Origin of the sequence: Enhygromyxa salina (assembly GCF_000737335.2) — a bacterium.
Taxonomy (GTDB): domain Bacteria; phylum Myxococcota_A; class Polyangia; order Nannocystales; family Nannocystaceae; genus Plesiocystis; species Plesiocystis salina_C.
This window is the reverse complement of the sequence record NZ_JMCC02000034.1, coordinates 42,225-67,114: the sequence shown is the minus strand read 5'-3', so window position 1 is coordinate 67,114 and position 24,890 is coordinate 42,225. Positions and strand designations below refer to the sequence as shown.

The following is a 24,890-nucleotide window of genomic DNA, read 5'->3' as shown; positions in this document are numbered from 1 at the left end:
GACGACCTGCGCCCGGATGCCATGCCCAGGTGTTGTGGCGTCGACACGTATCGGTCGGTCTGGCGGGCGGCCCCAGACCGCGACCCAGACCGCTCGAAGGATCGCGCTGCGCCCGGATTGCGACGAGGCCCGGTCACGGCCGGCAGTGTTGGATGGCGTCGAGCGAGGTCGCCTCGAGCACGCACGCGACCTCGCGCTCGGTGCCGTCGTCGATGCAGCGGTCGCGCAAGCTCGCGCGGTGCGCTTCGGCGGCTGTGCCGGCGATCTCGGCCGCGCGACCGACGTGCGCGCTGCGGGACAGCTCGATCAGGTGTTCGACCATCTGCTCGCACTGCTCGACGCTGGCCCGCGGCGCGCAAGCTAGCGCGCCGGTCAGGGCGAGCAGCCATGGTGTTCGGGACTTCACGGCGGGCCGATTGTACCCGTAGATCGCGACTTGGGCTTGGTGGCGATCCAGATCGCCTCGTCGAGCGGTGGATCGAAGCCGCCCGAAGTTGCCAGGCCGACGATCGAAGCCGCCCGAAATTGCCAGGCCGACGATCGAAGTCGCGCGACGGGGCCCGTGGTTGGCCGCTGGGGCCCTCACGGCTCGGCCCTTCATTTGCATTGACGCGGCCGCCAATGCCAACGCCACAATCCACGCATCATCCCTCGCTCGCGATCGCAGCCCGGGGCACCCGGGGCATGACCTTGATCGAGATCCTCGTCGTGCTTGCGATCATTGGTTTGATCATGGGCGGCGTCGCGGTCGTCTCCTTCAACGCGCTGACCCGGGCAAAGTACAAGACGGCCGCCAAGGACATCGCAGCTTTGGACGAGAGCATCGCGATGTATCGGCTGCAGCGCAGCGCGTGCCCCAAGACCTCGCAGGACCTCGTCGACGCCGGGATCATCAAGAAGATCTTCAAGGACCCGTGGGGGTCCGAGTATGTGTTCACCTGCCCGGGCAAGCACGGCGAGATCGACATCTCGTCACCCGGCAACGACCAAGAGTTGGCGACGCCCGACGACGTCAACTCTTGGGACGAGGACCTCGGTGAGCTGCCCGAGGACGGATGACGGCGATCCACTCACGAGCGGGCACTGAACACCCGTGACTTGGGCTGAAGCACTGTCCCCGCAGCAAGTTCACGGGTAGTGTCCGCAGATGGCTAACTCGCCGCTGCCCCACAGGCCCCGTCGTACCACCCTGATCTTGCCGATCTGCATGGCCGCGTGTCTGGCCTGCGCCGGAGCTGATGACACCGGGTCGGACGCGACCTCCGAAACCAGCGCTGACGCTGGGCCAACCAGCTCGGGTCCCACGACGGACAGCGCAGACACCAGCACAGACGAGACGATGGGCGACACGTCTGGAGACGGCGACGGCGATGGCGACGGCGACCCAGGAGATGGTGACGGCGACACGGGAGACGGCGACGGCGACGGACCCGACGTCTGCGAAGACACCCAGCTCCCGCCGCGAAACGGGGCCGAGATCGTCGTGTCCCCGGGCGCGCCGGGCATGGTGATGGTCGGCAACATGTCGACCACGCTGCGCCAGGTCGTGTCCGGCGCGAGCGAAGGCGACACGATCTTGCTCGAGGACGGGACCTACACATTCCCGGTCGCAGGGGAGGGGCAGTACACGGGCGTCTACGTGACAACCCCGAACATCACGTTGCGCTCGGTCAGCGGTGATCCCTCGGCGGTCGTCCTCGACTCGGCCTACGGCAGCCACGGGGGCCAGAGCGCGCTGCTCACGATTGATGCACCCGGAGTGGTGATCGCCGACATCACAGTGCAGCGCTCGATCTTTCACCTGATCCATCTGTGGACCAACGGCGATGATGTCATCATTCACAACGTGCACTTGATCGATGGTGGTCAGCAGTTCATCAAAGCCAGCACGGGCAACGGATCAATCGACAACGTCGAGGTCTCGTGCTCGAGCTTTGTCATGACGCCACAAGGGCGCGACAACGTGTGGGGCTACGGCTCGCAGAACGGCCAGACCAAGTGCTACACGGGCGGCATCGATACCCATGATTCGACCAATTGGGTGGTCCGCGACAGCTACTTCGAGGGCATCTATTGTGACGCCGAGGGCGTCCAGCGCCCCGCGCACGGCCAGCACCCCGAATTCCGCGACAACATGACCTACAACGGCGGGCTCGCCGAGCACGCCATCCACATGTGGGACAGCGTCGCGGGCACGGGCCACGTCATCGCCCGCAACCGCATTGTCAATTGTGCCCGCGGGATCTCAATCGGGTTCAACGCCGAGGTCCATGGCTCGCAGGTGATCAACAACATGGTGTTCTCGGAGCACGCGGGCAGCGGCCAGCACGACGTTGGGATCAGCATCGAGCGCGGGATCGACACCGTCGTCGCCCACAACAGCGTGTACATGAGCCACCCCAACAGCTACGCCAGCGGGATCGAGTATCGCTGGGGTGTCACCTCCAACCTGACCATGCACGGCAACCTGACCAACCGGATGATTCGGGCGCGTGATGGGGCGACCGCGGATCTGTCCGACAACGTGACGGACGCCGAGGGTAGCTGGTTCGTCGACGGCGACGCGGGCGACCTGCACCTGGTCGATTGCTCGGTCGCCGGTACGGCCGCGTTGAGCCCCGCGGTCAGCGACGACTTCGACGCGCAGCTGCGCGGCGACCCGACCACGCCGGGTGCGGACGACTGCATGTGAGCGACGGGCACATCGCAGAGCGAGTTGAGCCCCGACCCTGCGGGCGGACCGCGTGGAAACGCGAGTGATCTTGTCATCGGTCCACATGTTGGGGCGTCTGGCGCTGTTGCGCGGCCGGGGGGGCTTGGCAGGCTCGGCGGGTGAATTCTACGTTCAAGCACCGACTCGCCTCGTCTCTGGCCGCGTCTCTGGCCTCGCTGGTCATTCTGATCGGTTGCACCGATGACGGTTCGACCGAGACGACCACCTTCAATCTGTCAGAGACTGGCGACGGCGACGGCGACCGCGATGGAGACGGAGATGGAGACGGAGATGGAGACGGCGACGGTGACCCGGGAGACGGCGACGGAGACGGAGACGGCGACGGAGACGGCGACGGCGACGGCGACCCAGGCACGACGTGCGGTGATGGGATCGTCGAAGGCGACGAGGAGTGCGACGACGGCAACCCCACGGATTCAGACGAGTGCACCAACGCTTGCACCCTCGCGGTCTGTGGCGATGGCATCGTGCACGCGGGCGTCGAGATGTGCGACGACGGAAACGACGTCGACGATGACCGATGCAACAACATGTGCGCCGCGGGCGATTGCGTCGTCGACGCGGACTGTGCCGATGACAATGCGTGCACCGAAGATCTGTGCGAGAACTCGTTTTGCGTCAACAACGACGTCTCTGCCAGCTGTGACGATGGCAATGAGTGCACGGCCGACAGCTGCGACATGGTCATGGGCTGCGCCAACGAACCGATGCCCGTCAATCCCGGCATGATGGCATTCGGCGCCACGGGGGAGGTCCAGATGTTCGAGGTCCCCGCTTGCGTCGTCTCGATCAACATCGAGGCCGCGGGTGCCCAAGGCGGCAGCACCGACGGTGGCCTTGGCGCAATGATGAGCGGCGACTTCATGGTGACCCCCGGTGAGACCTTGGGCGTCGTCGTGGGCGAGCGCGGTGACACCAACAGCTGCGGCGGCGGCCAGGCTTCGGGCGGCGGCGGTGGTGGTTCGTTTGTCTGGCGCGTCGACGATGACGCGGAGCCGATGATCGCCGCAGGTGGCGGTGGCGGTGGCAACACCAACTGGGGCAACGCGTGTCGTGAGGGTCTTGACGGCGTCGTGGGGATCAACGGCACCAACGGCAACGGCAACCAGAGCGCCGTGGGTGGCCAGAACGGCAACGGTGGGTCTGGCAGCGCGCCCTCGGGGGTCGGCGCTGGCGGGGCTGGTTGGAAGAGCGATGGCATGGACTCGACCTTCAACAGCCCCGCGACCGGCGGCGACGGACCGCCCACCTTCGCGGGTGGTGCCGGCGGCCAGTCGTTTGGCCCCGGCGGCCAGGGCGGATTTGGCGGCGGTGGCGGAGCCGTGTGCGGCTGCGGTGGCGGTGGCGGGTACTCGGGCGGTGGCGCGGGCGAAGGCTCGAGCTGTCGCGCGGGCGGTGGTGGCGGCGGCTCGTACAACGCGGGCGACAACCAGGCCAACATGGCCGGCGCGCAGGCAGGGCAGGGCGCGGTCACGATTAATTGGTAGCGAGGACCAGCGTGGGCAACGTGCCCACGCTGCCAATGTTACACTCAGACGCATTCGCGCTGGCGCCACTCACGTGATCATCGGCTTGCATCGCGATTGGCGCTGCTCTATCCAGACCCATGTTCACAACGAGCGCACGTTTGCTCATTTGCGCCGTAGTCGTGGCCGGTGCCACGGGATGCAAATCCAGCAAGGACCAACCGGCCCCGGCGGCCGACAACTCGGCAAGCGCCGAGTCAGCACCCAGCTCGGCAAGCGCCGAGGCAGCACCCGCGCCAGCTCCCGAGAAGAAGAAGGTGTCCATGCCTCCGGAGGCGCGACGGGACTCACCCCCCGAGGCCATCTCGACTACAGCGCTGACGGTTGGCAGCATGGCCCCTGCGCTGCAGAACGTCGCGTCGACCCGCGGTGACTGGAGCCGCGGTGAGACCGTTACCGCGCTGGTGTTCTACCGCGGTCACTGGTGACCCTACTGCCGCAAGCAGCTCGGGGAGCTGCAAGAGAACCTCGGCAAATTCAGCGAGCACGGCGCGGAGCTGATCGCGATCAGCGTGGACCCGCTCGAGTCCTCGCAGGAGCTGGCGGCCAAGCTCGAGCTTGGCTTCCCGGTGCTGTCCGATCCAAACCGCGAGATCGTCAAGGGATTTGGGATTGACGATCCCGCCAACGAGGTCTCGTGGCCCGCTGTGTATGTGATTGATCGCAGCGGCAAGATTGCCTGGCGCGCGTTCTTGGAGACCTACAAGGAGCGCCCGCCACCCGACGAGATCCTCGCGGCGATCGACGCCGCCCAATAGCCAGCCAGGCAACCCGGCAACCAGGCAACCAGCCCGGCGTTGGCGCTCATCGCTTGCGTCGCTTCGGTAGATCCGTCTGACTCGCGCGGTCACCCCGCTGGTCCGCGCATGCCTCTCGAACGCATTGTCGCAGCCAGCGATGTGCCGGATCGGCGTCGAGCCGTGGGTGCCAGATTGGCGAGATCGTCATCTTTGGCGAGCAGACGGGGCCTCAGCTCCGCACCTAACCCGGAACGAACTTAGGGGGTGCGCGGGCACTAGTCAGGGCAGACCGCGCTCGACCTTTTCGCCGCCAGACTTCTCGAAGTTCTCGTCGGCCCGATCTTGCATCTGCTTCTCGGTCGCGTCGATCTCTTGCTTGGCGCGCTCGAGCTGCTTGCCGGGTTCGGACTCGGCCTTTCCGCCTTCGATCACGCTCTTGCGATCACCAGCGTCGTTCTTGGCCTTGTCGTCGTCGCAGGCCAGCAGCCCGGGCGAGAGCATGAGAAGAGCAACCAGGAATTCGGGCGACACGCGCATGTCCCCGATTCTAGCCCCAAATCAAGCGCTGATAGCGACGAAGAGCCTCTTCGATGGTATCGACGAGCTCGAGGCTGGTCAGCGCGCGCGGGGAAAGCGAAGCTCGAGCCCGAGGCGGCCCCGCCCGGCCACGAGGGGGAGCGTGAACGAGGTATCCGGGCGCTCGACGTAGAACTGCGGCCGCCTGAGAGCGACGCTGAGGCCGATGTCGGCGAACACCGCCACGTCCTCGCTGAAGTGCCACGCGAGGCCAAGCTCCGGGGCCAGCCATGCCCAGGGTTGACGGGCGATCTTGGCTTGCTGCACGCCGACACCTTCGGCCCGGATCTGGCCGCCCGCCCCGGCCGCGCACGCCCGCAGCCCGAGCCGGTCGAAGCGGGGAGCTGCGCACGCGCGCAGACCCAGCTCCCACGCCCGTAGCGACGCGCCCACGCTGGGGTCTGTCGGCGATCGAAAGCGCCCGGCGAGCTCGACTCCGCCGTGGCCCGACACGCGCAGCAGGCCACGCTCGACGCCGAGCTGCGCGTGGATGCCGGGCGTGGCGACGCCGATTAGGTTGAGCCCGAGGCTCGCCGAAGCCGAGACGAAGCCACGCAGTTGGATGGGGGGCGCGAGCGGAGGTGGGGGCGGGGCGGGGGACGGGGTCGGCGAGGGTGACGACGAAGCTAGGGTTGGCGAGGGTGGAGTGGGGGACGGGGTCGGCGAGGGTGCCGGTGAGTCCGACGGAAGCGGGCGCCTCGTGGCGCGGTGGCTGGTGGCGCGGGGGTACTGGACGACGGGCGTCGTGGGCCGAGCCGGTTGAGGTCTCGGCAAGATCGCAGGAAGCGGGGACGGCGGGGCCGGCAGCGGCCCCGTCGTTCGCAGGTAAGAGAAGGGATCGATCGTGGTCGCCGCCAGCGCCGCCGCCTGGGCGGCGAGGGTCCGGCAGTCGGTAGCTTGGACCTCGTGGCGCACGGGTTGAAGATCGACGGTCTCGCTGCGGCTCTCGACTTGAAGCTCGACGGCCCAGCCGAACCCCGTCGCGTCCGGATATGCGCTCGCCCTGAGCTCGAGCTGTCGCTCCTGCAGGGCGTCGTGGGGATCTCCGCCGAGGTAGTAGGCCAGCAGCGCCTCGAATTCATCGGGGCCCGGGCAGGCGAGCGGGGCGTCCCAGACGATGTCCGTGCCCGGCTCCGGGCCCACGAAGTGCAAGACGGAGCCCAGCAGTAGCGCGGCTCGGACCACGGGCGCAGTGTGCTGGGACGCTGTGATTGTGGCAAGCTCGACGTGAACACGCGCATCCGGACACAAAGAACTGTCCACTCGTCCATGGCCCGCGCTCCCAGCTTCGATCGCCTCTATCGTCGGCACTATGACTTCGTGTGGCGCAGCGCGCTACGCCTCGGTGTGCGCCCGGCGAGCCTCGACGACGTGGTTCAGGAGACCTTCCTGGTCGCCTATCGTCGCCGTGACGAATTCGAGCAGCGCTCGAAGGCGTCAACGTGGCTGTTCTCGATCCTGGTCAACGTTTCTCGCAACCACCGGCGCGGGAGGCAGCGGGCCGAGCGTAAACACCTCGCGCTCTCGGAGGTTTGCAGCGCGCTCGAGCCCGCGACGCGCTCGGGTACTGAGCTGGGCGCGCAGCGGGGTCTGGCGATCCGCTTGCTCGCCGAGTTTCTCGTCGAGCTCGACGCTGGCAAGCGCGAAGTGTTCGTGCTCGCGGAGCTCGAGGGCATGCGCGGCCGGGAGATCGCCGCGGCCCTCGGGCTCAACAACAACACGGTCCACTCGCGCCTGCGCGCGGCACGAAAGGCGTTCGAGCAGCGCTTCGAGCAGCGCGGGCCCGTACCGGCGCTGTGTGATCAGCTCCGCAGCGATCCACCCGTGGCACCGTCCGAGGAGCGAATGCGCAACCGCGCGTTGATCCTCGCCGCCCTCGGGCCTGTCGAGTCGGGCGCGGCGGCCAGCTTGGGTATGGGTGCTTGGGGGTGGGGCCTGGTGGCCGGCCTGTGTCTCGCCGGGGTCGCGCTCGCGTGGCAGCTGTCCTCGAGCGCAACGGATCCGGGCCCGTCCAGCGTGGCCGATGCGCCCGATCCTGACTCCCAAGCGAGGCAGCCAGCAACCGTGGCGGCTCCGGTGAAGGACGAGGCCCCAGCCAAGCCAACGCAGGTGCAGGACGAGCCGAGCCGCGTCGAGTTGCCGCCGGCCTTGGACGCGAAGCCCGACGACCGAGGCGCGCAAGGGTCGGCCGGCAACACGGCGGCGCGCTCGGAGGCGGAGGTGTTCGAGGCAGCCCGCAGCGCGATGCTCGAAGGACGGCCAAGGCAGGCGCTGGCGCTGGTCCGACGCCTCGACGCGCGCGGCGAGCTGGCGTGGGAGCGCGCGGTCACCGAGGTCGGGGCTCTGTGTCTGCTCGAGCGTGGAGCCGAGGCAGAGGCCCTCGCCGACGAGTGGAACCGCGCGCACGCCAACCGCAACATCGAAGCGGCATGTTGGTGAGCGCCGCGATCACGAAAGCGTCGGTGGGCGGACACCAAGGATCATGAACAGGATCTTTTGTCTCGCGGTCTCGGGTCTCCCTCTCGTCGTCGGCGCGTGCGTCGCGGATCCCGAGCTCCTCGATGTTGGTGAGGACTCCACTGAGGGGGAGGGTGACGGTGACGGTGACGGTGACGGCGACGGTGACGGCGATGGCGATGGCGATGGCGATGGCGACGGCGATGGCGATGGCGACCCTGCCGCTTGCGATGCCCAAGCCGACGTGACAGTCGACTTCTACGTCGAACCCAACGAGGTCGAGGCGGCCTGGAACGCGAGCTGCACCCTCATGGGGGCGGACCTCGAACAAGACATCCACACGCTCACGCTCACGGGCTGCGTGAGCCAAAATGAGGATCCCGTGCCAAGCGAGATCACCTTGGTCGTGGGCGCGAGCGAATCTATCGAAGTCACCGCGGAGTTGATGACGCAGGTCGAACTCCACTGGGTCAAGGCCTCGAGTGAGCTCCCCGGAGATCCCTATCGCTTCTTCACCCTCCGCATTGACGACACGCTCGTGCTCGCGGGGATCGATGCTGTCGAGCCCGCACCAGATCCGTTCGTCTTCCCCGACTTCAGCTTCGAGCCGTTCGAGATCCGGCAAGTGTCCCTTGGCTGCCCGACCTACGAAGAGGCGCCGTGCGGGCCCGTCGAGCCTCAGGCGCTCGAGCTCACGCTCGGGGGCGAGATCACCACGATCCTGCAGGGCAACCTAGGGACGGTCGGCGGCTACCAGGTCCTGGTCGAAGAGGCCCGCTACTACCCGCAAAGTATGTGTCTCGACCACGAGTCCCTCGGCGTGAAGGGCTTGCTCGTGCTCGACGGCTGATCCAGGGCCGGCCGTGAGCTCACTGGATTGGCCGTGAGCTCACTGGATTGGCCGTGAGCTCACTGGATTGGGATGTGGGCCAGGCCCGCGCTGGTGCTCGCGCCCACGAACCCGGACGATCCGAACGCGAGGAAATCCACGGTGCGGGGCCCGAGGGGGACCGGGGCACCAACCGGCACCTCACGGCACGGGCACCGCACCTTCAGCCGCGGACAACCTCTTCTCGATCATGCTGGCGGAATCCCCAGCTCGCGGGTTCCCCCGGGCCTCGGCGCGGCGCAGCGCATCGGCCGTGCTCTGCCGGCGCGAGCGGCCCAAGCTGGGCGCGACGACCCAGCCCGGACTGCTGGCTGAAGTCCCGCACTCCAAGAGCTCTAGCAGTCCATCCTCGACGACCTTGGTCAGCTCCTCGGCCTTGGCGAGGGCCTCGGCGAAGCGATTCTCACCCATTGGCCGCCACGATGCCTGCTGCGAGAGCAGCCGATCGATCGCGGCCGCGTCCATCCCCACCCGCCGGATCATGCTGATCATACAACCCTGGAGCTCGATGTCCGTGGGGTGAAAGAGCAGGTGAAGGATCTCGTGCATCCTCGCCCCGACCACGGCGAAGACCGGCGTGGGATCGTCGAGCTTGGACTCCGCGAACTTGACCCGATCGTAGAGACGACGGACCGCCACGATATCGCCGGAGCGCAGCGCTCGATCTACGAGAGAGTCAACAGTGGCTTTTTCTGCCATGACCCACGTGGGAGTAACACGCCAAAAGGTAGCGGACCACCGACGCTGTGGGGCCTTGCCGGCCGATCGCCGCTCTGGGGATCTCGAGCTTGCTGCTAGAGCTAGACCAGCGCATTGACCACACCAAGCGTGATCGCCAGCGCGAGCGTTGCCCGGGTCCACCGCGCCGTGCGGGCGTCATCGAGTCCGCGGGCGTGTCGTCGGCCCAGCGCGTTGCCGCCGATCAGGCCGAACCCTGCGGCGACCATCAGCGGGACCTGGCCAAGCTCCATCAGCCCGAGCGCGCCATAGGTGGCGATCCGCACCGATTGCACGACCAACGCCCCGGTCGCTGCGGTCGCCACGAAGCGCCGGCCTTCGAGCCCGGCCGACATTAACGTGGGTGGCAGCATGACCCCGCCGCCTCCGCACGACGCGGCCAGGAATCCGACCGCGGCCGCGCCTGGGATCACGGCCCGACGGCCAAGGTCACTCGGGATCAGCCCGAGCGCTTGCAACACAGCCAAGCCAGCGGCGGCCAGCAAACCGACGCCGAGGACCGACTCGGGCACGCTCGCTGCGACCAGGCCCCCCGCGACCGCGCCAGGGGCTGCTCCCAGCGCGAAGCGACGTGCGACCCGGGCGTCGATGTGTTCACGATAGACCCGCGCGCGGTGGATGTGGCCGACGGCCAGGGCCGGCGCGGCCACCACCAGCGCCGCCGCGGGTCCGAGGACCGGGGCGAGCGAGAGCGCGAGCACGATCCCACCGCCGAAGCCCGCGACGGTCGTGATCAGCCCGGCGCCGACCCCCAGAAGGGCCGCGACCAGCAACGCGAGGGTGAACGGAACGGCCACGGACTGACCATGGCGCTGCCCTGGGTCGGGGGCCAATCGATAATTATCCGGTCTATGATAACTTTTGTTTATGATTGAGGAGCTGCGTCATTTTGTGTTGATCGCCGAGCTGGGTAACTTCACGCGGGCTGCGGGCCGGGCCCACCTCACGCAGCCGGCGTTGAGCGCGGCGATCCGTCGGCTCGAGCGCCACATGGGCGCGCGGTTGCTGCATCGTGGCCGCAGCGGGGCCTCGCTGACCGCCGCTGGTGAGGCGCTCCTGCCCCACGCCCTCGCTGCGATCGCAGCCCTCGAAGCCGGCGAGCGGGCAGTTGCCGAGGTCGAGGGGCTGCGGGCCGGCGAGGTTCGGGTTGGCGCCGGGGCGACCGCGTGCACCTATCTGCTTCCGGAGATCCTCGCCGTCTATCGCCGCGCCCACCCGGACATACGATTCCTGCTGCGTGAGACCAACACCCACGAGTCGCTCGACGCCCTCCATGCGGGGGAGATCGACATTGCGATCGTCAGCGGGGCCGACGGTGAGCCGTGGTTTGTCGACGAGCTGATCATCGTGGCCGCGCCGGACTTCGAGCTTGGCGAGCCGGCCACGATCGCCCGCGCCCCCTTCGTCGCGTTCCGCCGAGGCACGACCAGTCGCGCGCTGCTCGACGCCGCGGTGCCAGACGCCGACATCGTCATGGAGCTCGGGTCAATCGCCACGGTCAAGGGCAACGTCCGCGCGGGCATTGGCCTCGCGCTGGTCAGTCGCCACGCCGTGGTTCGTGATCTCGCCGAAGGCACGCTCGTCCAAGTCGCGACCGAGCTCACGCCGATCCCCCGACCGCTCGAGCTGGTCCACCTCGGGGTCGAGCGTCTGCCTCCGGCGGCGGCGGCCTTGCGTCAGCTGCTGCTGTCACGCCGGGGGCGGCCGCCTCGGCGACCGCGTCGGGCTCGCGGCCACGTGGAGTGAGGGGGCCGAACAGCTCGCTGCGCTCAATGAACCAGTCTACATGTTCACGAGCGTGAACTTCTCGTGCCCGCCGATGCTGGTCTGATTGGCGCGGACGTCGATGTCCGTGAAGAGGACGTTCTTGGTTCCGTTGGCGTCGATGTACTCACCGGAGGGAGCCATGAACGCGACCTTGTCGTCGATATAGAACGCCGTGAAGTAGCAGTCCTCGTCGGGTTGGTTGCGGGTCGCCTCGAGGGCGTCGCCGCTCTCACACACGAAATTGCCGTTGTGGGCGCGCAGCAGCGTGTAGCCGGTGCTGAGCTCGATGAGCTCGAAGGTCTTCTTGGTCCCGGTGCTCGTGGTGTCGGCCGAGAAGGTGTCACCGGCGTTGTTGACCTTGACGTAGGTCCCGAATTTGGTCTCGAGCGCGACCGAGGTGCTCGACACGATGCCGCCGTGGAGCAGCGAGATGTCGTACTGCGCGGTCGAGTAGCCGTCGCAGTTCCAGGCGCTGTCGCAGCCCGCGTCGGACCTGAACCATGCCGTGGTCGAAGCCAGCACGTCGTAGATGTACCAGCGGTCGTTGGCGTCGCGGTTGTAGATGAACTTGTCGGCCCGCTGGTAGACCGGCTCGTCGTCGCTGACCGTGCCGTCGAAGGTGAAGGTCCCGGCCATGCCATGCGCGATCTCGAGCTCGAGCTCGACGTCACTGGTGATCACCACCTCATAGTCGTTGGTGCTGAAGCCACCGCACCCGCCGGGGGACGAGCAGCCCGCGTCCGAGATGAACCAGGCTGTGGATGACCCGAGCTGATCGTAGACGTACCACCTGTCGTTCGCGCTTCGGTAGTAGATGAACTTGTCGCCGCGGGTATAGACCGGCATGCCGTCGTGGGTCGTCCCCTCGAACAGGTAGGTCCCACTCATGCCATGCTGGATCTCCATGTAGACACCAGCGACGCGGGTCGCTACTTGGTTCGCACCGCTCCAGGTCGCGTCCCAGGGAGTCTGGGCGCTGTCGGTGGTGTAGGCGACAGTCCCCGCCCAGTCCTCCGAGATGTCGTCGAAGTCGAGGTGCCATTTGCCGTTGGCGCGGCGGTAGAGCGACCATCCCGAGGTCGCGTGCACGTAGACCGGAGCGCCCTGGTAGACCTCGCCGCTAAACAGGTACTCGCCGTCGGTCGAGCTGGTGTAGGGCATGCCGCCAAGCAACACGGTGTCGGTCGGGGTCAGGACCTCTTGCGACTCCACGGCAGCTCGAGCTTGGCTCGCGGTCAACAAGGTGACGGCGGTGGCGACGGTACACAGTGCGCTTCGATTGGTGATCATGACGGGCTGCTAGAGCACGACGCGTGCCAACCATGAATTGCCGCTCAGAGGCCACCAGGGCCCGAGTACGGCCCATCGACTGTCGAGGCTGACTGCTCTGGACTGTCTCGTCAGTCGGCCCCGAGCTTCCGACACTCGCGCGGTTTGTCGAGGAGGTGGGCATGGACGCGGACCAGGTGGTGGGCACTCTCAGTCCGGTCTTCTCGCATGGGCGTATGATCTCCGCATGGCTGCCCGTCGCACGCTGTTCGCCATCGTGCTCGCATCGATCCTGCCAACGGCATGCGCGAGCACGAACTGCCCAACGCCAGAGCCGTTCACGATCGACGAGTCGCTCACCCCCGAACAGCTCGACGAAATCGTGACCGACTACGGACTGCTCAGCCGCGAAACGATCGGCTGCGAGACCGCCTGCGACTACGGCTATAGGCGCACGAACGGCCGCATGGAGGTCGCCTCGGTCGACAGCTGTAGCTTCAGCCTACCGATGAATCCCAACGGCGTCGCGCAGGTGAGCTGCAGTGGGAAGGCTGACGAGGGGTTCTGCGAATAGAGGCGAGACCGGGGCGACTCGCTCGCAGAGCTTCAGAGCTCACTCGCGCGCGCTTCGACGCGGGTCCCGCGTGCGAGGTTGCCAAGCACGGTCCAGGCCGCCTCGTCGGCCGGGTCGAGCTCGAAGTCGACGCCGTCGAACATGCCGTCGGGCGGCCGGCGCACGTGCAGGTCGACGCCCACGCCGTCGAGCTGGCCGACCTCGGCGTCGATCTCGAGCTCGAGGATCTTGCCGTAGGCCTGATCAGCGCGGAACACAAACGACCCGGCCGCGCCCGAGGTGTGGGTCCACGTGCCGAGGATCAGCGCGCTCGCGCCCTCGAGCTCGAGCTCGGGCGCGAGCTGCTCGAGCGCGGTGGCGGCCTGCTCGACCCCCTCGCTGAACTCGCTGATCGGCGCGAGCAGGTAGTGGGCGCCGCAGTAGCGGGTGCCTTCGAGCTCGAGGGCGGCACGGGGCGGCCCACTTGGATCGGTCAGGGACTCGACGAGATCAAACACCTCCGCCGAGAGATCGTCGACGCCGCTCGAGTGGCCCCGCGCGGGCAGCCAAGGTGAGGCCAAGCCCAGCTCGCTCGTCTCGGGCTGTCGCGCGTCGGCGGCCTGCTCGTCGTCCTCGGTGCAGGGGATCAGCGTCGCGCCCCAGTTGCCGATCCAGCCAGCCTCGACGGTGATCGTATACCCGCGATCATTGACGCTGCTCCACCCGGGTTCCAGCGCACGCTCCCACTCGAGCACCCAGCGGACCGAGGCCGGCGCGAGCGATGACGCGGGCTCCCCGGTGTCCTCGCCCGCCTCGTCGGTGATCTGCCCGGCGGGTTCGTCATCGACCCCACAGCCCCAGACGAGCGACATCGAGCACGAGAGCAGTAACACGAGAGGGCGCAGCGAGCAGACCACGCCGCGCCCCGAAGCAGGACCCGTGCCACTGTCGCGGACCAGCTCATGACCAACATCGTGCCAGTTGGCCCAAACCCGGTCCTCGTGACTCATGAGCGGACCGGCGTGGCCCCGACCGAACCGTGCAGACTTGGCAGCACCTGACTGCAGGACCCGCACGCCCCCTCGGCGCGCAACCGAAAATTCGATTGCCAGCCAGCCTGGACCTCGAGATCGACGCTGGTACGTGGCTTGCTGTGCGGCGGCTTCGTGCGCACGAATTTCCTGCTTGTTCCTACCTTGTGCTTGCTCCCTCTCACCGCTTGCTCACCCGATGGCGACGGCACCGACGTCGCTGACGCGGGCTCGGAGTCCGACACCGACACGGACACGACGGATCCGACGGACACGACGGATCCGACGGACACGACGGATCCGACGGACACGACGGACCCGACGGACCCCACCGACCCCCCAGACCCCACCGACGACTGCCCAGACGAGAACTTCCCCCCCGTCAGCGCCCACCCAGCCAACGCCGCCTACCCGGACCCGACCCTCGCGGTCCACTGCGAGGGCGACGAGGTCATCGTCGAGTCCAACGGCATCCCCGCCTTCGAGTTTGTCGAGCTGACCCCCAACCCCCTCGGTGAGCAGGACTGGGCGTGGCACTTCCCGCAGTTTCCCACCCTCGCGGCCCAGACCACCGAGGTTCCGCTGCTTGGACCAGTCGGCACGGCCGTCAACGGGCTGCCGTTTTACGGTCCCAACGAGGGCCCGTTCCCGGACCCGTTTGGCGACCCCGTCTACAACATGATCGTCGACATGTGTGGGGGCCACACCGGCCCGACCGAGGACTACCACCACCACGCGCTGCTGGTCGCGTGCCTGACCGCCGCGGTCGGCCCCGACGAGCCCTCGCCGGTGGTTGGCTATGGCTTCGACGGCTTCCCGATCTACGGCGCGGTCGGCTGCGTCGACGCCGACTGCAGCGACGTCGTCGAGTACCAGTCGGGCTGGGTGCAGACCGGCGACCCCACGACCAACGCGTGGGACAACTACACCTACGAGGCCAGCGCCGATCCCAGCGTGCTCGATCCCTGCAACGGCCACGTCGGCCCGGCGGGCGACTACCACTACCACGCGACCGAGGGCTTCCCGTATATCCTTGGCTGCTACGCTGGCACGCCAACGATGAACGCTGGCGGGATGCCGGGCGGGATGCCCTGAGGTCTTGGCGATCTGACTTCAGCTCGGGCGAGGGCTCCTCACCCGCTTGCATGCGAAGTGCTCGACGGCGCCCCGATCTACAGGTACGTAACGAGCCTGGAGTGCAGGGCGCTCGTCAAACTCATGCTTCGATCACCCCGTGCCAAATGCAGGTCGTCTGTGTGTGATCGGCCAGCGCTGTGAACCGTGCCGACCCGCCCGCGACTACACCACACGTGCGCTATCCAACCACGCGCTGGAGCTCGATCCTCGGAGCGCGAGCGGACGCCGAGCAGCGGCGGATCCTGCTGGGCGAGCTGCTGACCGAATATTGGCGGCCCCTCTATTTGTTTTGCCGGCGCCAGGGTCTGGACACCGAAGCGGCCGCCGACGCGGTCCAGGACTTCATCGCGGCGATGCTCGAGCGCGACGTGCTGCAGCGTGTCCATCCCGATCGCGGTCGCCTGCGGACATACTTGCGGGTGTGTCTGCGCAACCACCTGGCGCACCGCTGGGAACGCCAGAACAGTCAGCGCCGGGGCGGGCGCTTGGATCGTACGTCGCTCGAGGCGGCCGAGGCCGAGCTGTCGACGGCGCCCCACGATCCAGACGAAGCGTACGATCGCGCGTGGGCGGGCAAGCTGCTCTCGCGCTGCCTCGACACGCTCGAGGCCGAGTACAAACACGGGCAGCGCGCGGGGCCGTCCGCGCTGCTTCGTGCGTTGTTTGGGCTGCAAGCCGCTGGGTCCTACGAGGAGATCGCGCTCGCCCACGACATGAGCCTCTCGCAGCTGAAGTCGTTTGCGCACCGGGCCCGCGTCCGCTATCGCCAGCTCGTGCTGGCCGAGGTCGCGGACACGGTGGTCGGCGGGCCGATGATCACCGACGAGGCCCTCGAGCTGATGGACCTCATGCGCTGATCGCTATCGGCAACATCACTCGAACTGAACGTAGAGCGCCGGTCGGACGGCCTCGACGGGGCTCTCGCTCGAGCCCATGTACCACCGGTTGTCGCCCATGGTTTCCTGCAGGATCACCCACCCGTAGTTGGGCTCGCCGTCGATCCACTTGCGAACACTCGACGTCACGTCGAACACCCCCGGGCTCGCGTCGGCCAAGAAGCGATCGGACGCGTCGTCGGGGGTCGCGGCCGCGTCACCGCCAGCGACGCTGACCCCAACGCCGCCCCACGTGCCATCCCAGGTCCCGCTGTCGTCCCAGTCAACCTGCATCCGGTGGGCCCGATGGACGGCCCCGGTTCCGGACCAGAGATCGCCGTCGGCCGTGAGCACGAGCGCTGCGAAGCGCACCTTGGCGTCCGCCGGGATCTGCCAGGCGGCCGCGCCGATGAGGTCGTCGAAGCGAACGAGGGTCTGTTGGTTGGCGCCGGCGTAGTCGATCACGCGCAGCTGGTGGAACTCGGACAGATCTCCCTGCCCGGGCGAGATATAGGTGTCGCGCGCCGACTGGTAGACGTGGCCTTCGTTGAGCTGGCCCTGCCTGAAGGTGCGCAGGTTGAACGCCCGGGTCGAGGCGACACGCAGCACGGGCGCGCCGGCCGGATCGCCAGGTGTGTAGTCCGAGCTGGCCATGAACAGGGCGTTGCCTTCGGCGAGACCGAGGGATTGGAGCAAGAACCCATAGTTGTTCGCGCCGTCGACCCAGGTCTGCACGATCGGGACGACGTTGTAGGCGATCTGGGTACCCGAGGGGATCAGCCCGAGTCCATCCGTGAATAGCCGACTGTCGCTGACCGGATCCTGACCGGCCTCGAGGTTGTCCGTGTCGATCGACGGCGTCGCACCCCCGGCCCACGCGGCCGCGCCGTAGGAGGCGGTGTTCTCGGCCCACGCGACCAGCATCGGGTACACGGCGTTCGCTTCGCCGTCCGACCATTGGATGTCCTTTGGCGGGAGCAAGTTCAAGCTCGCGGCGGTGACCTGCGTGGCGCTGTCGAGCTGGTCGGGCCCGTCGCCAATGATCTCGTCGAAGCGCAGCAGCGCCTGCTGGTTGATGTCCTCGCCGTCGGCGTTCCAGCGACCGGTTCGGACATAGGGATCCTGCGGCCGACCGAGCTGCTCACCTTCGAACGCGCGCGGGCTGAACCAGGTGTCGTGGGTGCCGGCGTAGCCACGGTAGCCGGTCTGAAACCGCCGCATCTCGCCAAAGCGGCGCTCGAAGTCGATCGGCCAGGTGTAGGCGCTGGCGAGGTCGGTCGCGCCTGGGAACGGATTGCTGCGGGTGTTCGGGTCGAAGGGGGTCGGCGGGGCGACGGTCGAGAGCCGCACGCTACCGGCGGCGATGTCGATGGTGACCAGGCGCAGCCAGCTGTCGTTCTCGTCGATCTCGCCCTTGAACGAGACGGAGTAGTTGGCCTGCACATGCAGCACCTCCTCGCCAGCGTCGTTGACCTGGACGAGCTGGCGCTCGCAGCAAAAGTGCCCGTTGAAGGTCATGAAAATCTGCGAATTCGATCGAATCAGGCTGTCCCACAGGTGCCGGGACCCATCGACGATCTCCGCCGTCGTCGCCGAGGACTGCGGATGTGTCCCCGGGCGCTGGTCGTTGAGGAGCTCGTGGGTCGTGACGATGGTCGGCACGCCTGGGTAGCGATCGATGATCGTCTGGGCCCACTCGACATCGCCCTGGAACTCGAGGTTCAAGTGGAGGAAGCGACGCCCCGACACGTCGATGAACTGGTAGCTGTTGTGGCCCTCACCGACGGACTGATCCGCGGCGACGAAGCCCAGATCCGACCCGCCAAACCACGGGCGATCGACGAAGTGGTCCGGGCCCAAGTTGGCGAGGAACGAGCTCGCGTCTCCGGTCGCGAGGTCGTCGTAGTCATGGTTGCCGAGGTTGGCGGACCAGGCGAGCTCCGGCAGGCCGTCGAGCAGGTACAGCGAGTCGGTCGCCGACGCCCACTCCTGAGCGCTGTCGCCGTGCTGAACGATGTCGCCCACATGTGCGACGAAGCGAATGTTCCGCGCCTCGGCGTTGTTGACGATCCATTCTGTCATCGCAGGAAACACATCTGCGTGAGGATCTTGTGTGTCGACGAGCTCCTGGGTGTCGCCGATGATCGCGATCGTAAAGGGCTTGGGGACGCACAGATCGTCCGCGAGGTAGATCTCGTCGGCGAGGCAGGAGCCCGTGGGCGAGGGAGGGACTTGCACGACCCGAAACTGGTCGTCTTCGCTCGCGTCGCTGTCATCGTTGGCGAGCTCGGGATCGCACGCGCTCAGCAACAGCGCACCCAAGATCGACAGCGGGGCGACCAACCAGGGGGTGGGCTTTTGTTGGTAGTTTCCGGTGAATTGTTGCACATTGGACACAACCGAGTTGGCCAGCGTAGGTTGTGGCCAACCCAAAAATAATCTGCGAGGGCCCTCGTGTGTCACTGGGTGTCTGGGTCCGACCGCCAAGGCTCATGCAAACTTGCTCCCGCTGCTCCGGTCAGCTTCCGTCGAACCTCGCGCTCTGCCCGACCTGCATGTTCGGGCCGCTGCTGCCGGAGTACGTCGGCTCGGTGCGCATCCTCGAGGAGATCGGACGCGGCGGGATGGGCACGGTCTACCGCGGCCACGACGAATCCGTCGACCGCGACGTCGCGGTCAAGCTGCTCACGGCCTCGGACGGGGAGCTGACTCGGCGCCTCGCGCGTGAGGGTCGCATGCTGGCCGACCTGACCCACCCCAACATCGTGCGGGTGCAGGAGGCCGCGGAGATCGACTGCGTCCACTACATCATCATGGAGCTCGTCCGGGGCGTCCCTGTCTCGGCGCTCATTCCCCTGTCCTTCGAGCGAGCGGTCGATGTTGCGCGACAGGTCTGCCTCGCGCTCGCGCATGCCCATGCCCGCGGCATCGTCCACCGCGACATCAAACCCTCGAACATCCTCGTCGAGCCCGGCGGGCGGGTGAAGGTCACGGATTTTGGCCTCGCCCGCGACGTCGAGTGCACGGACCCGGCCGTGACCCAGTCTCGCGTCGTCGTGTGCACGCCCGGATACGCCGCACCCGAGGTCTGGGCAGGGGCACCGCTGAACCCACGCATGGATGTCTACGCGATCGGGGTCTTGCTGCTCGACATGACCTGCGGGCGCGAACAAAGCCAGCAGATCCACCAGATCCGGCCTGATCTCGCCCGTGTCATCCGTCGTGCGACCGCCGTCAGCCCCTGGGCTCGCTACGCCGACGCCGCCGAGATGGGCCGCGCCTTGGTTGGCGTCCAGCGTCGAACGCGACGGCGTCGCTGGGCCGCCGCGCTGGTCCCCGTCGCCGCCGGATTAGTCGTCTCGTTGAGCGCGGTCCCGCTCGATCGCGCGGCGTCGACCAGCCAGCCAGGCGTCTACGTGTTTCGTCAGGGCCTGCACGACTACGAGGGCGCCCGCGATCACTGGTTTAGCTCGCGCCCCGGCGAGGCTCAAAATCCCGACAGCGTATTGATGCGAACGGGACGCTACGAGGCCGGCGAGTTCCAGGCGGTGCTGCGCTTCTCCGATGTGTTTGGTGATGGACCGAGGCAGCTCGCGCGCGGCACCCCGATCGCGCACGCGACCCTCACCCTCCACCTGCCCAGCAACTACCAGTACGCGGAGGGGGGGGCGTTCGCGGTCCACCAGCTCCTCGTCGACTGGAAGGCCACAGACGGCTACGCGGCCAAGCCGTGGAACGGAGGCGCCACCTCGCTGATCGACCTCGACGACACCGAGGCCCGGGCGATCCCTGCCGACGACGCCGCCCGCTACGTGGCGAAGGACGGCTTGATCCCGAGCGGAACCAGGATCGAGCTAGACGCGACCAAGATCGTAGACAGCGCAATCGACGGCGCCGACCACCTCGACTTCTTGCTCCGCTCCGTGGGCTCCCGGGGTGACGACACCCCCTTCATCGCAGGGTCGCGCTGGTACGACCCCGAGCTGCGGCCAACGCTCTCGATCACGGTCTTCCACTGAGCGATTTTGATCAGTCGTGGACCCAAGCCGAGTTGAGTACGATGCGGCATGCGTAAAACAACATTGACTGCCCTGTGTGGGCTCGCGCTCGTGACGAGCTTCGCCTGCAGTGACGACGTACCAATGGCGGAAGAAGGCACTGGCACGGCCGAGACCGGCGACGGGGACGGCGACGGCGATGGCGACGGGGACGGAGACGGGGACGGCGACGGCGACGGTGACCCAGGCGACGGAGACGGAGACGGCGACGGAGACGGAGACGGAGACGGGGACGGAGACGGCGACGGAGACGGGGACGGCGACGGTGACGGGGACGGGGACGGAGACGGCGACGGAGACGGCGACCCAGATCCGGTCTGCGGCGACGGCAACGTCGACATGGACGAGGAGTGCGACGACGGCAACATGGACGACACCGACGAGTGCACCTCCATGTGCACCGTGGCGTTCTGTGGCGACGGCTTCGTCCAGGCTGGCGTCGAGGAGTGCGACGACGCCAACATGGAAGACACCGACGACTGCGTCGGCATGTGCGTGGCGGCGACCTGCGGTGACGGCTTCGTCCAGGACATGGTCGAGGAGTGCGACGACGCCAACATGGATGACACCGACGACTGCGTCGGCATCTGCGTGACCGCGGTCTGCGGTGACGGCTTCGTCCAGGCCGGCGTCGAAGAGTGCGATGACGGCAACCTAGACAACGACGATGGCTGCGACTCGGACTGCGTCACCGAATCCGCGCTGTCGTGCAAGTCGATCCTCGCCGCTGATCCCAACGCTGCCGACGGCGTCTACGCGATCGATCCTGACGGCCCCGGTGGCAACGACCCACAGCAGGTGCTGTGCGACATGACCACCGACAACGGTGGCTGGACCATGGTCGCGTCGACCCGCACCACGACCATGGACGACGCAGCGATCGCCTATCACGACGATCTGCAGACCATCAACCCGGCGGCCCCACACCCAGGTATCTGGGACGGGATGCGTCCGCTGATCGACGGTGGCAACAGCGACATCCGCTTCACTTGCATGCCGGACCCCGACGGCGACGCGCCGACCGTGGACCTCTCGTTCTACGACATCATCTGGTACGACGAGATCACCACTGGCACCGACACCGACAGCTGCTTTAGCGAAAACAACGGCTTCGCCGACGATCAACCCACCCCGGCGCGCAAGAACAACATCAACAACGCGAGCTTGATGGCCAACGATCAGTGGAACGCCGGCGGCTACCTCGAGGGTGAGGACAGCTGCAGCGACACGGGCGACTTCACCGTCGACTTCGACGATCGCGGCATGGACAGCAACCAAGGCGACGGGACCGACTGGGGCGAGGACGACAGCACGAAGAAGTGCGGCACCTCGGGCGTCGCCGACGGCGCCTGGCACATCTGGGTGCGCGAGCTGTAAGCAGCCACGGGCTGCTGATGCGTCCGGTCGCTTCGCTCCTCGGGGGCCTTTGTACGCGACCGCATGTGTGGCTCAGGAGCGACGCTCCTGGGCCCTTTTCCGTCCAAGCGACGCTCACTCGCGACCATCGTCACCGAAGATCAGGCGCAAGGCTCGAAGCGTGGCGGGGTGGTAGATCGTGTGGTGGTGCTCGTCGGGCATGGGCTCGAACCACCACGTCAGGTCATCCGGGGCGTGGGCGTCGAGGGCCGCGACCAGCGGGCGCAGCGACTCGACGATGTCCACTTCGTCCGCGACGCTCAGATACAGCGAGCGCTCGGCGGCGAAGCCCTCGGTCTGAAGGGGCGGCGGTCGACTGCACGCGGCCGCGAGCGTGACAGCGACGGCGAGCGTGAGCGGGGCGAGAGGACGCGTGAGCGCTGTAGCGATCGGGGCCTCCAAAGCCGCGCTTGACTACCGCGCGCATGGGTCCTTGCCAAGTCCAGCTCAGGGCAGCGCGCACGCACGCCGTGCACGACTGCCGGCCCAGACTGGCCGCGACCAGCACCAGAAAAAAATCTTGTTCTGGATGTCACATTCAGGTGGTCCGCGCGGTCGAGTCAGCGTGACAGCAAAACAGGAGAACAACGTACAATGACGCCTCGCATGACCGACTACTTCGAACGCGCCGACGCCGGGTTCAAGGCGCTTCTCGCACTGGAAGCGGCGTTGAAGGCCAGCCCGCTCGAGGCCAGTCTGCTGCATCTGGTGAAGCTGCGGGCCTCGCAGATCAATAGCTGCGCCTACTGCATCCACATGCACACCTCCGAGGCGTTGCGGGATGGGGAGGAAGCGCTGCGGCTCCATATGCTGACTGCCTGGCGTGAGAGCTCGCTCTACTTGGACCGCGAGCGGGCGGCGCTAGCCTGGACAGAGGCGCTGACCCTTGTCGCGGAGACCGGCGCCCCCGACGAGGACTGGGCCGCCGTCGAAGCGGCCTTCACCGCGGACGAAAGGGCTTGGTTGTCTCTGGCCGTCGGGGCGATCAACACCTGGAACCGGATTCAGGTCGGCTTCCGCGCCGCCCACCCGGTCGCGATCTAGTAGGGATCCAGCGGAATGCTCGACTGGGTGACCGAGAGCTTCGAAGCGCAGCGGCCCCGGCTGCTGCGCATCGCGTACCGGATGCTCGGCTCGCACGCCGAAGCCGAGGATGTTGTTCAAGACGCCTGGCTGCGCTGGTATGGCACCGATCATGCGGGCATTCGGAAGCCGGCCGCATGGCTCACGCGCATCGTGACACGGCTGTGTCTCAACCGCATGAACGCGGCGCGCGCCCGACACGAGACCTATCCCGGCACCTGGCTGCCCGAGCCGTTGATCGAGCCCGAACCGGATGATGATCTGCGGCTCGACCATCTGACCTTGACCCTGATGATGGCGCTGGAGCGGTTGTCGCCGCTAGAGCGTGCGGCCTTCCTGCTGCACGATGTGTTTGGCCAGCCTCTCGGCGAGGTCGCCTCCACCATCGACCGCAGCCCGGCCGCAACGCGACAGCTCGCCTCTCGCGCCCGCGCACATGTGCAAGTCGACCGACCGCGCAACCCGGTGTCGCGGGAGACCGGGGCCGCGCTGACCAAGGCGTTCTTCAACGCCTGCAGCAGCGGCGACACCCAGGCGCTTGGCGCCATTTTGGCGGATGACGTGACCCTGCACTCAGATGGCGGCGGCAAGATCCGGTCGTTCAACGTCATTCGCGGTGCGGAACGTGTGGTCCGGCTCTACGCGGGGCTGGCACGCAAGCTCGGCTCTGGCGTTCAGATGATCTCGAGCGTGGTGATCGATGGTCTCCCCGGCTTCGTCAGCAGGATCGATGATGCGTTGCAGACCACCGCGCTCGAGATTGACGGCGAGCGCATCACCCGGATCTACATCACGCGCAACCCGGACAAGCTGCGCAGCATACGGCTGCACTGACCTCACCTGTGTGGATGCAGACCCTCGAGGTCGCGGCCTGAACGCATTTCACGCGAATTCGGGGGTAATTTTAAAAACAACAAAGCTGTTGTTTGATTTGTTAGTTCATGCCAGAATCATCCACAGAGGCCACATGCTTGATCTTCGACGATTCATCTCAGCCGGATCAGTGCTCTGCATCACGGTGTTTTCAGCAGGTTGTGACAGCGAGACCGTGGTCGTCGAAGACGGCGCGGATGAGGTCGAGGAGGGAGATGGCGACGGCGATCCGCTCTCCGACGTTCCGATCGAGCCGGAGGACGAGCCATGTGCGGACCACGGCGAGGCCCAGTCCTGCGAGACCGAAGCGGCAGCGGAAGGCACCCAGTTCTGCACGTTTGACAGCGACTTCAGCGGCCACTGGGGCGAGTGCCTGACCAGCTACGAGTGCCTCCCCGACGAAGAGCGCGACTGCGGTCTCGCTGGCACGGTCCGGTGCCAACTCGACAAGGCCGGGGTCCCCTATTTCCCCGCGTGTCCGTTCACGCCGCTCGTGCTCAGCTTCGACGCCGGGCCAGTCGCGCTCGCGAGCAACGCAGCATCGTTCGACATGGACGGCGCCGGAATGTGCCTCAACACCGACTGGCCCGCGACGGACAACCCCTGGTTGGCGATCGACCTCGACCACAACGGATTTATCGACGGTGGTCACGAGCTGTTTGGCTCGGGCTCGGTGCTCGGCTCGGGCCGGCGGGCCGACAATGGCTTCATCGCCCTCGCCACCCTCGACAGCAACCACGACGGCAGCATCGACATGCGTGACGCCCAGTTTGGCGAGATCCTGGTCTGGCGCGACGAAGACGGCGACAAGACCTCGCTGCCCGGCGAGCTGAGCACACTCGCAGAGGCCGGCGTCGAGTCGATCAACCTCGACTACTTCGTGCGCGAGCACTGCGACGAGCGATCCAACTGCGGGCGCGAGCGGTCACGCTTCGAATTTCACAGTGGCGGGCAGCTGCATGTCGGTGAGGTCGTCGACGTGCACCTGCCGTGTCAGTAAGTCAACGGCCTTCGTGAGCCGCGGCCGCGTGTCGAGTTGCGGGGGCCTGTTCGCCGGAGCGCCCGTTTGTTCGGGAGGACGGATCTGGGTAGTGTCTGCGGGCATGAGCGTGCATCCGCCTTCTCTGCGCTCGAACAATGCCCGTGATCACGACGCCGTAGTGGAGGC

24 protein-coding genes and 1 pseudogene are annotated in these 24,890 nt (G+C 67.1%); 15 read left to right on the top strand and 10 right to left on the bottom strand.

The window, feature by feature from the left end:
* Positions 1-133 precede the first annotated feature (133 nt).
* A complete protein-coding gene (locus DB30_RS14965) occupies positions 134-406 on the bottom strand; it encodes a hypothetical protein (RefSeq protein ID WP_165703771.1) in 273 nt (90 codons plus the stop codon).
* Between the two features lie 215 nt (positions 407-621).
* Here DB30_RS14965 and DB30_RS14960 point away from each other — a divergent pair, with 215 nt between their 5' ends.
* The 3 genes from DB30_RS14960 to DB30_RS42275 all read left to right on the top strand — a co-directional run bounded on the left by DB30_RS14960 (position 622) and on the right by DB30_RS42275 (position 4,221).
* On the top strand, positions 622-1,059 hold the full coding sequence (locus DB30_RS14960) for a type II secretion system protein GspG (RefSeq protein ID WP_165703770.1): 438 nt from the start codon (positions 622-624) through the stop codon (positions 1,057-1,059).
* A gap of 88 nt (positions 1,060-1,147) precedes the next feature.
* Positions 1,148-2,692 (top strand): right-handed parallel beta-helix repeat-containing protein, encoded by a 1,545-nt coding sequence (locus DB30_RS14955; protein ID WP_165703765.1) that lies wholly within the window; start codon positions 1,148-1,150, stop codon positions 2,690-2,692.
* Positions 2,693-2,832: 140 nt separating this feature from the next.
* A complete protein-coding gene (locus DB30_RS42275; protein ID WP_052549358.1) occupies positions 2,833-4,221 on the top strand; it encodes a DUF4215 domain-containing protein in 1,389 nt (462 codons plus the stop codon).
* Here DB30_RS42275 and DB30_RS41440 read toward each other — a convergent pair.
* Positions 4,211-4,525 (bottom strand): hypothetical protein, encoded by a 315-nt coding sequence (locus tag DB30_RS41440; protein ID WP_205632985.1) that lies wholly within the window; start codon positions 4,523-4,525, stop codon positions 4,211-4,213. The genes DB30_RS42275 and DB30_RS41440 overlap by 11 nt on opposite strands.
* A 175-nt stretch (positions 4,526-4,700) precedes the next feature.
* Between DB30_RS41440 and DB30_RS14945 the strand changes: the two are divergent.
* A pseudogene (locus tag DB30_RS14945) lies at positions 4,701-5,018 on the top strand (peroxiredoxin family protein); the annotation flags it as partial.
* Between the two features lie 261 nt (positions 5,019-5,279).
* On the opposite strand, the gene DB30_RS14940 reads toward DB30_RS14945, so the two are convergent.
* Both DB30_RS14940 and DB30_RS14935 read right to left on the bottom strand, forming a co-directional pair.
* Positions 5,280-5,537, bottom strand: a complete 258-nt coding sequence (locus DB30_RS14940) for a hypothetical protein (RefSeq protein WP_052549353.1) — start codon at positions 5,535-5,537, stop codon at positions 5,280-5,282.
* A 78-nt stretch (positions 5,538-5,615) separates the two neighbouring features.
* Positions 5,616-6,761, bottom strand: a complete 1,146-nt coding sequence (locus DB30_RS14935) for a hypothetical protein (protein ID WP_052549351.1) — start codon at positions 6,759-6,761, stop codon at positions 5,616-5,618.
* Positions 6,762-6,845: 84 nt separating this feature from the next.
* On the opposite strand from DB30_RS14935, the gene DB30_RS14930 reads away from it, so the two are divergent.
* Both DB30_RS14930 and DB30_RS14925 read left to right on the top strand, forming a co-directional pair.
* On the top strand, positions 6,846-8,015 hold the full coding sequence (locus DB30_RS14930; RefSeq protein ID WP_052549349.1) for an RNA polymerase sigma factor: 1,170 nt from the start codon (positions 6,846-6,848) through the stop codon (positions 8,013-8,015).
* A gap of 43 nt (positions 8,016-8,058) precedes the next feature.
* A complete protein-coding gene (locus DB30_RS14925; RefSeq protein ID WP_052549347.1) occupies positions 8,059-8,883 on the top strand; it encodes a hypothetical protein in 825 nt (274 codons plus the stop codon).
* A 180-nt stretch (positions 8,884-9,063) separates the two neighbouring features.
* On the opposite strand, the gene DB30_RS14920 is transcribed toward DB30_RS14925, so the two are convergent.
* Together DB30_RS14920 and DB30_RS14915 are read right to left on the bottom strand one after the other, a co-directional pair.
* Positions 9,064-9,561 (bottom strand): hypothetical protein, encoded by a 498-nt coding sequence (locus tag DB30_RS14920; RefSeq protein WP_052549345.1) that lies wholly within the window; start codon positions 9,559-9,561, stop codon positions 9,064-9,066.
* Positions 9,562-9,722: 161 nt separating this feature from the next.
* The gene (locus tag DB30_RS14915) at positions 9,723-10,457 is read right to left on the bottom strand and encodes a TSUP family transporter (protein ID WP_052549343.1); all 735 of its coding nucleotides are present in this window, start codon (positions 10,455-10,457) and stop codon (positions 9,723-9,725) included.
* 70 nt (positions 10,458-10,527) lie between these two features.
* Here DB30_RS14915 and DB30_RS14910 point away from each other — a divergent pair, with 70 nt between their 5' ends.
* Positions 10,528-11,406 (top strand): LysR family transcriptional regulator, encoded by an 879-nt coding sequence (locus DB30_RS14910; RefSeq protein ID WP_052549341.1) that lies wholly within the window; start codon positions 10,528-10,530, stop codon positions 11,404-11,406.
* A 36-nt stretch (positions 11,407-11,442) separates the two neighbouring features.
* Here the strand turns inward: DB30_RS14910 and DB30_RS14905 are convergent, their stop codons facing one another.
* The gene (locus DB30_RS14905) at positions 11,443-12,717 is read right to left on the bottom strand and encodes a fascin domain-containing protein (RefSeq protein ID WP_052549340.1); all 1,275 of its coding nucleotides are present in this window, start codon (positions 12,715-12,717) and stop codon (positions 11,443-11,445) included.
* A 226-nt stretch (positions 12,718-12,943) separates the two neighbouring features.
* Here DB30_RS14905 and DB30_RS14900 point away from each other — a divergent pair, with 226 nt between their 5' ends.
* A complete protein-coding gene (locus DB30_RS14900) occupies positions 12,944-13,270 on the top strand; it encodes a hypothetical protein (RefSeq protein WP_052549337.1) in 327 nt (108 codons plus the stop codon).
* Positions 13,271-13,302: 32 nt separating this feature from the next.
* On the opposite strand, the gene DB30_RS14895 is transcribed toward DB30_RS14900, so the two are convergent.
* Complete coding sequence (locus tag DB30_RS14895) at positions 13,303-14,259, bottom strand: hypothetical protein (protein WP_052549335.1); 957 nt, start codon at positions 14,257-14,259, stop codon at positions 13,303-13,305.
* A 192-nt stretch (positions 14,260-14,451) separates the two neighbouring features.
* Here DB30_RS14895 and DB30_RS14890 point away from each other — a divergent pair, with 192 nt between their 5' ends.
* Positions 14,452-15,375, top strand: a complete 924-nt coding sequence (locus DB30_RS14890) for a YHYH protein (RefSeq protein WP_205632984.1) — start codon at positions 14,452-14,454, stop codon at positions 15,373-15,375.
* A 179-nt stretch (positions 15,376-15,554) separates the two neighbouring features.
* The gene (locus DB30_RS14885) at positions 15,555-16,274 is read left to right on the top strand and encodes an RNA polymerase sigma factor (RefSeq protein ID WP_146658960.1); all 720 of its coding nucleotides are present in this window, start codon (positions 15,555-15,557) and stop codon (positions 16,272-16,274) included.
* Between the two features lie 15 nt (positions 16,275-16,289).
* Here the strand turns inward: DB30_RS14885 and DB30_RS14880 are convergent, their stop codons facing one another.
* On the bottom strand, positions 16,290-18,689 hold the full coding sequence (locus tag DB30_RS14880; protein WP_165703769.1) for a DNRLRE domain-containing protein: 2,400 nt from the start codon (positions 18,687-18,689) through the stop codon (positions 16,290-16,292).
* 95 nt (positions 18,690-18,784) lie between these two features.
* Between DB30_RS14880 and DB30_RS14875 the strand changes: the two genes are divergently transcribed.
* Both DB30_RS14875 and DB30_RS14870 read left to right on the top strand, forming a co-directional pair.
* Positions 18,785-20,311, top strand: a complete 1,527-nt coding sequence (locus DB30_RS14875) for a serine/threonine-protein kinase (RefSeq protein WP_146658956.1) — start codon at positions 18,785-18,787, stop codon at positions 20,309-20,311.
* A 48-nt stretch (positions 20,312-20,359) separates the two neighbouring features.
* On the top strand, positions 20,360-21,727 hold the full coding sequence (locus tag DB30_RS14870) for a fibrinogen-like YCDxxxxGGGW domain-containing protein (protein ID WP_146658954.1): 1,368 nt from the start codon (positions 20,360-20,362) through the stop codon (positions 21,725-21,727).
* 114 nt (positions 21,728-21,841) lie between these two features.
* On the opposite strand, the gene DB30_RS14865 is transcribed toward DB30_RS14870, so the two are convergent.
* Entirely contained in the window at positions 21,842-22,168 is a 327-nt protein-coding gene (locus tag DB30_RS14865; RefSeq protein WP_052549323.1) for an alpha/beta hydrolase, read from the bottom strand.
* A 192-nt stretch (positions 22,169-22,360) separates the two neighbouring features.
* Between DB30_RS14865 and DB30_RS14860 the strand changes: the two genes are divergently transcribed.
* From DB30_RS14860 to DB30_RS14850, 3 genes are all read left to right on the top strand, one after another.
* Positions 22,361-22,810 carry a carboxymuconolactone decarboxylase family protein gene (locus DB30_RS14860; protein WP_052549321.1) on the top strand — a complete coding sequence of 150 codons (450 nt, stop codon included), beginning with the start codon at positions 22,361-22,363 and terminating at the stop codon, positions 22,808-22,810.
* A 15-nt stretch (positions 22,811-22,825) separates the two neighbouring features.
* Entirely contained in the window at positions 22,826-23,683 is an 858-nt protein-coding gene (locus tag DB30_RS14855) for a sigma-70 family RNA polymerase sigma factor (protein ID WP_052549319.1), read from the top strand.
* A 184-nt stretch (positions 23,684-23,867) separates the two neighbouring features.
* A complete protein-coding gene (locus tag DB30_RS14850) occupies positions 23,868-24,722 on the top strand; it encodes a calcium-binding protein (RefSeq protein WP_240480236.1) in 855 nt (284 codons plus the stop codon).
* Positions 24,723-24,890: the final 168 nt, after the last annotated feature.

Bases quoted from the DNA above. Each gene is read 5' to 3' on its own strand.
- DB30_RS14910 (WP_052549341.1), top strand. From the start codon at position 10,528: ATGATTGAGGAGCTGCGTCATTTTGTGTTGATCGCCGAGCTGGGTAAC.
- DB30_RS14955 (WP_165703765.1), top strand. From the start codon at position 1,148: ATGGCTAACTCGCCGCTGCCCCACAGGCCCCGTCGTACCACCCTGATC.
- DB30_RS14960 (WP_165703770.1), top strand. From the start codon at position 622: ATGCCAACGCCACAATCCACGCATCATCCCTCGCTCGCGATCGCAGCC.
- DB30_RS14900 (WP_052549337.1), top strand. From the start codon at position 12,944: ATGGCTGCCCGTCGCACGCTGTTCGCCATCGTGCTCGCATCGATCCTG.
- DB30_RS14855 (WP_052549319.1), top strand. From the start codon at position 22,826: ATGCTCGACTGGGTGACCGAGAGCTTCGAAGCGCAGCGGCCCCGGCTG.
- DB30_RS14875 (WP_146658956.1), top strand. From the start codon at position 18,785: ATGCAAACTTGCTCCCGCTGCTCCGGTCAGCTTCCGTCGAACCTCGCG.
- DB30_RS14860 (WP_052549321.1), top strand. From the start codon at position 22,361: ATGACGCCTCGCATGACCGACTACTTCGAACGCGCCGACGCCGGGTTC.
- DB30_RS14895 (WP_052549335.1), bottom strand. From the start codon at position 14,259: ATGAGTCACGAGGACCGGGTTTGGGCCAACTGGCACGATGTTGGTCAT.
- DB30_RS14930 (WP_052549349.1), top strand. From the start codon at position 6,846: ATGGCCCGCGCTCCCAGCTTCGATCGCCTCTATCGTCGGCACTATGAC.
- DB30_RS14925 (WP_052549347.1), top strand. From the start codon at position 8,059: ATGAACAGGATCTTTTGTCTCGCGGTCTCGGGTCTCCCTCTCGTCGTC.
- DB30_RS41440 (WP_205632985.1), bottom strand. From the start codon at position 4,525: ATGGACACCTTCTTCTTCTCGGGAGCTGGCGCGGGTGCTGCCTCGGCG.
- DB30_RS14870 (WP_146658954.1), top strand. From the start codon at position 20,360: ATGCGTAAAACAACATTGACTGCCCTGTGTGGGCTCGCGCTCGTGACG.
- DB30_RS14940 (WP_052549353.1), bottom strand. From the start codon at position 5,537: ATGCGCGTGTCGCCCGAATTCCTGGTTGCTCTTCTCATGCTCTCGCCC.
- DB30_RS14905 (WP_052549340.1), bottom strand. From the start codon at position 12,717: ATGATCACCAATCGAAGCGCACTGTGTACCGTCGCCACCGCCGTCACC.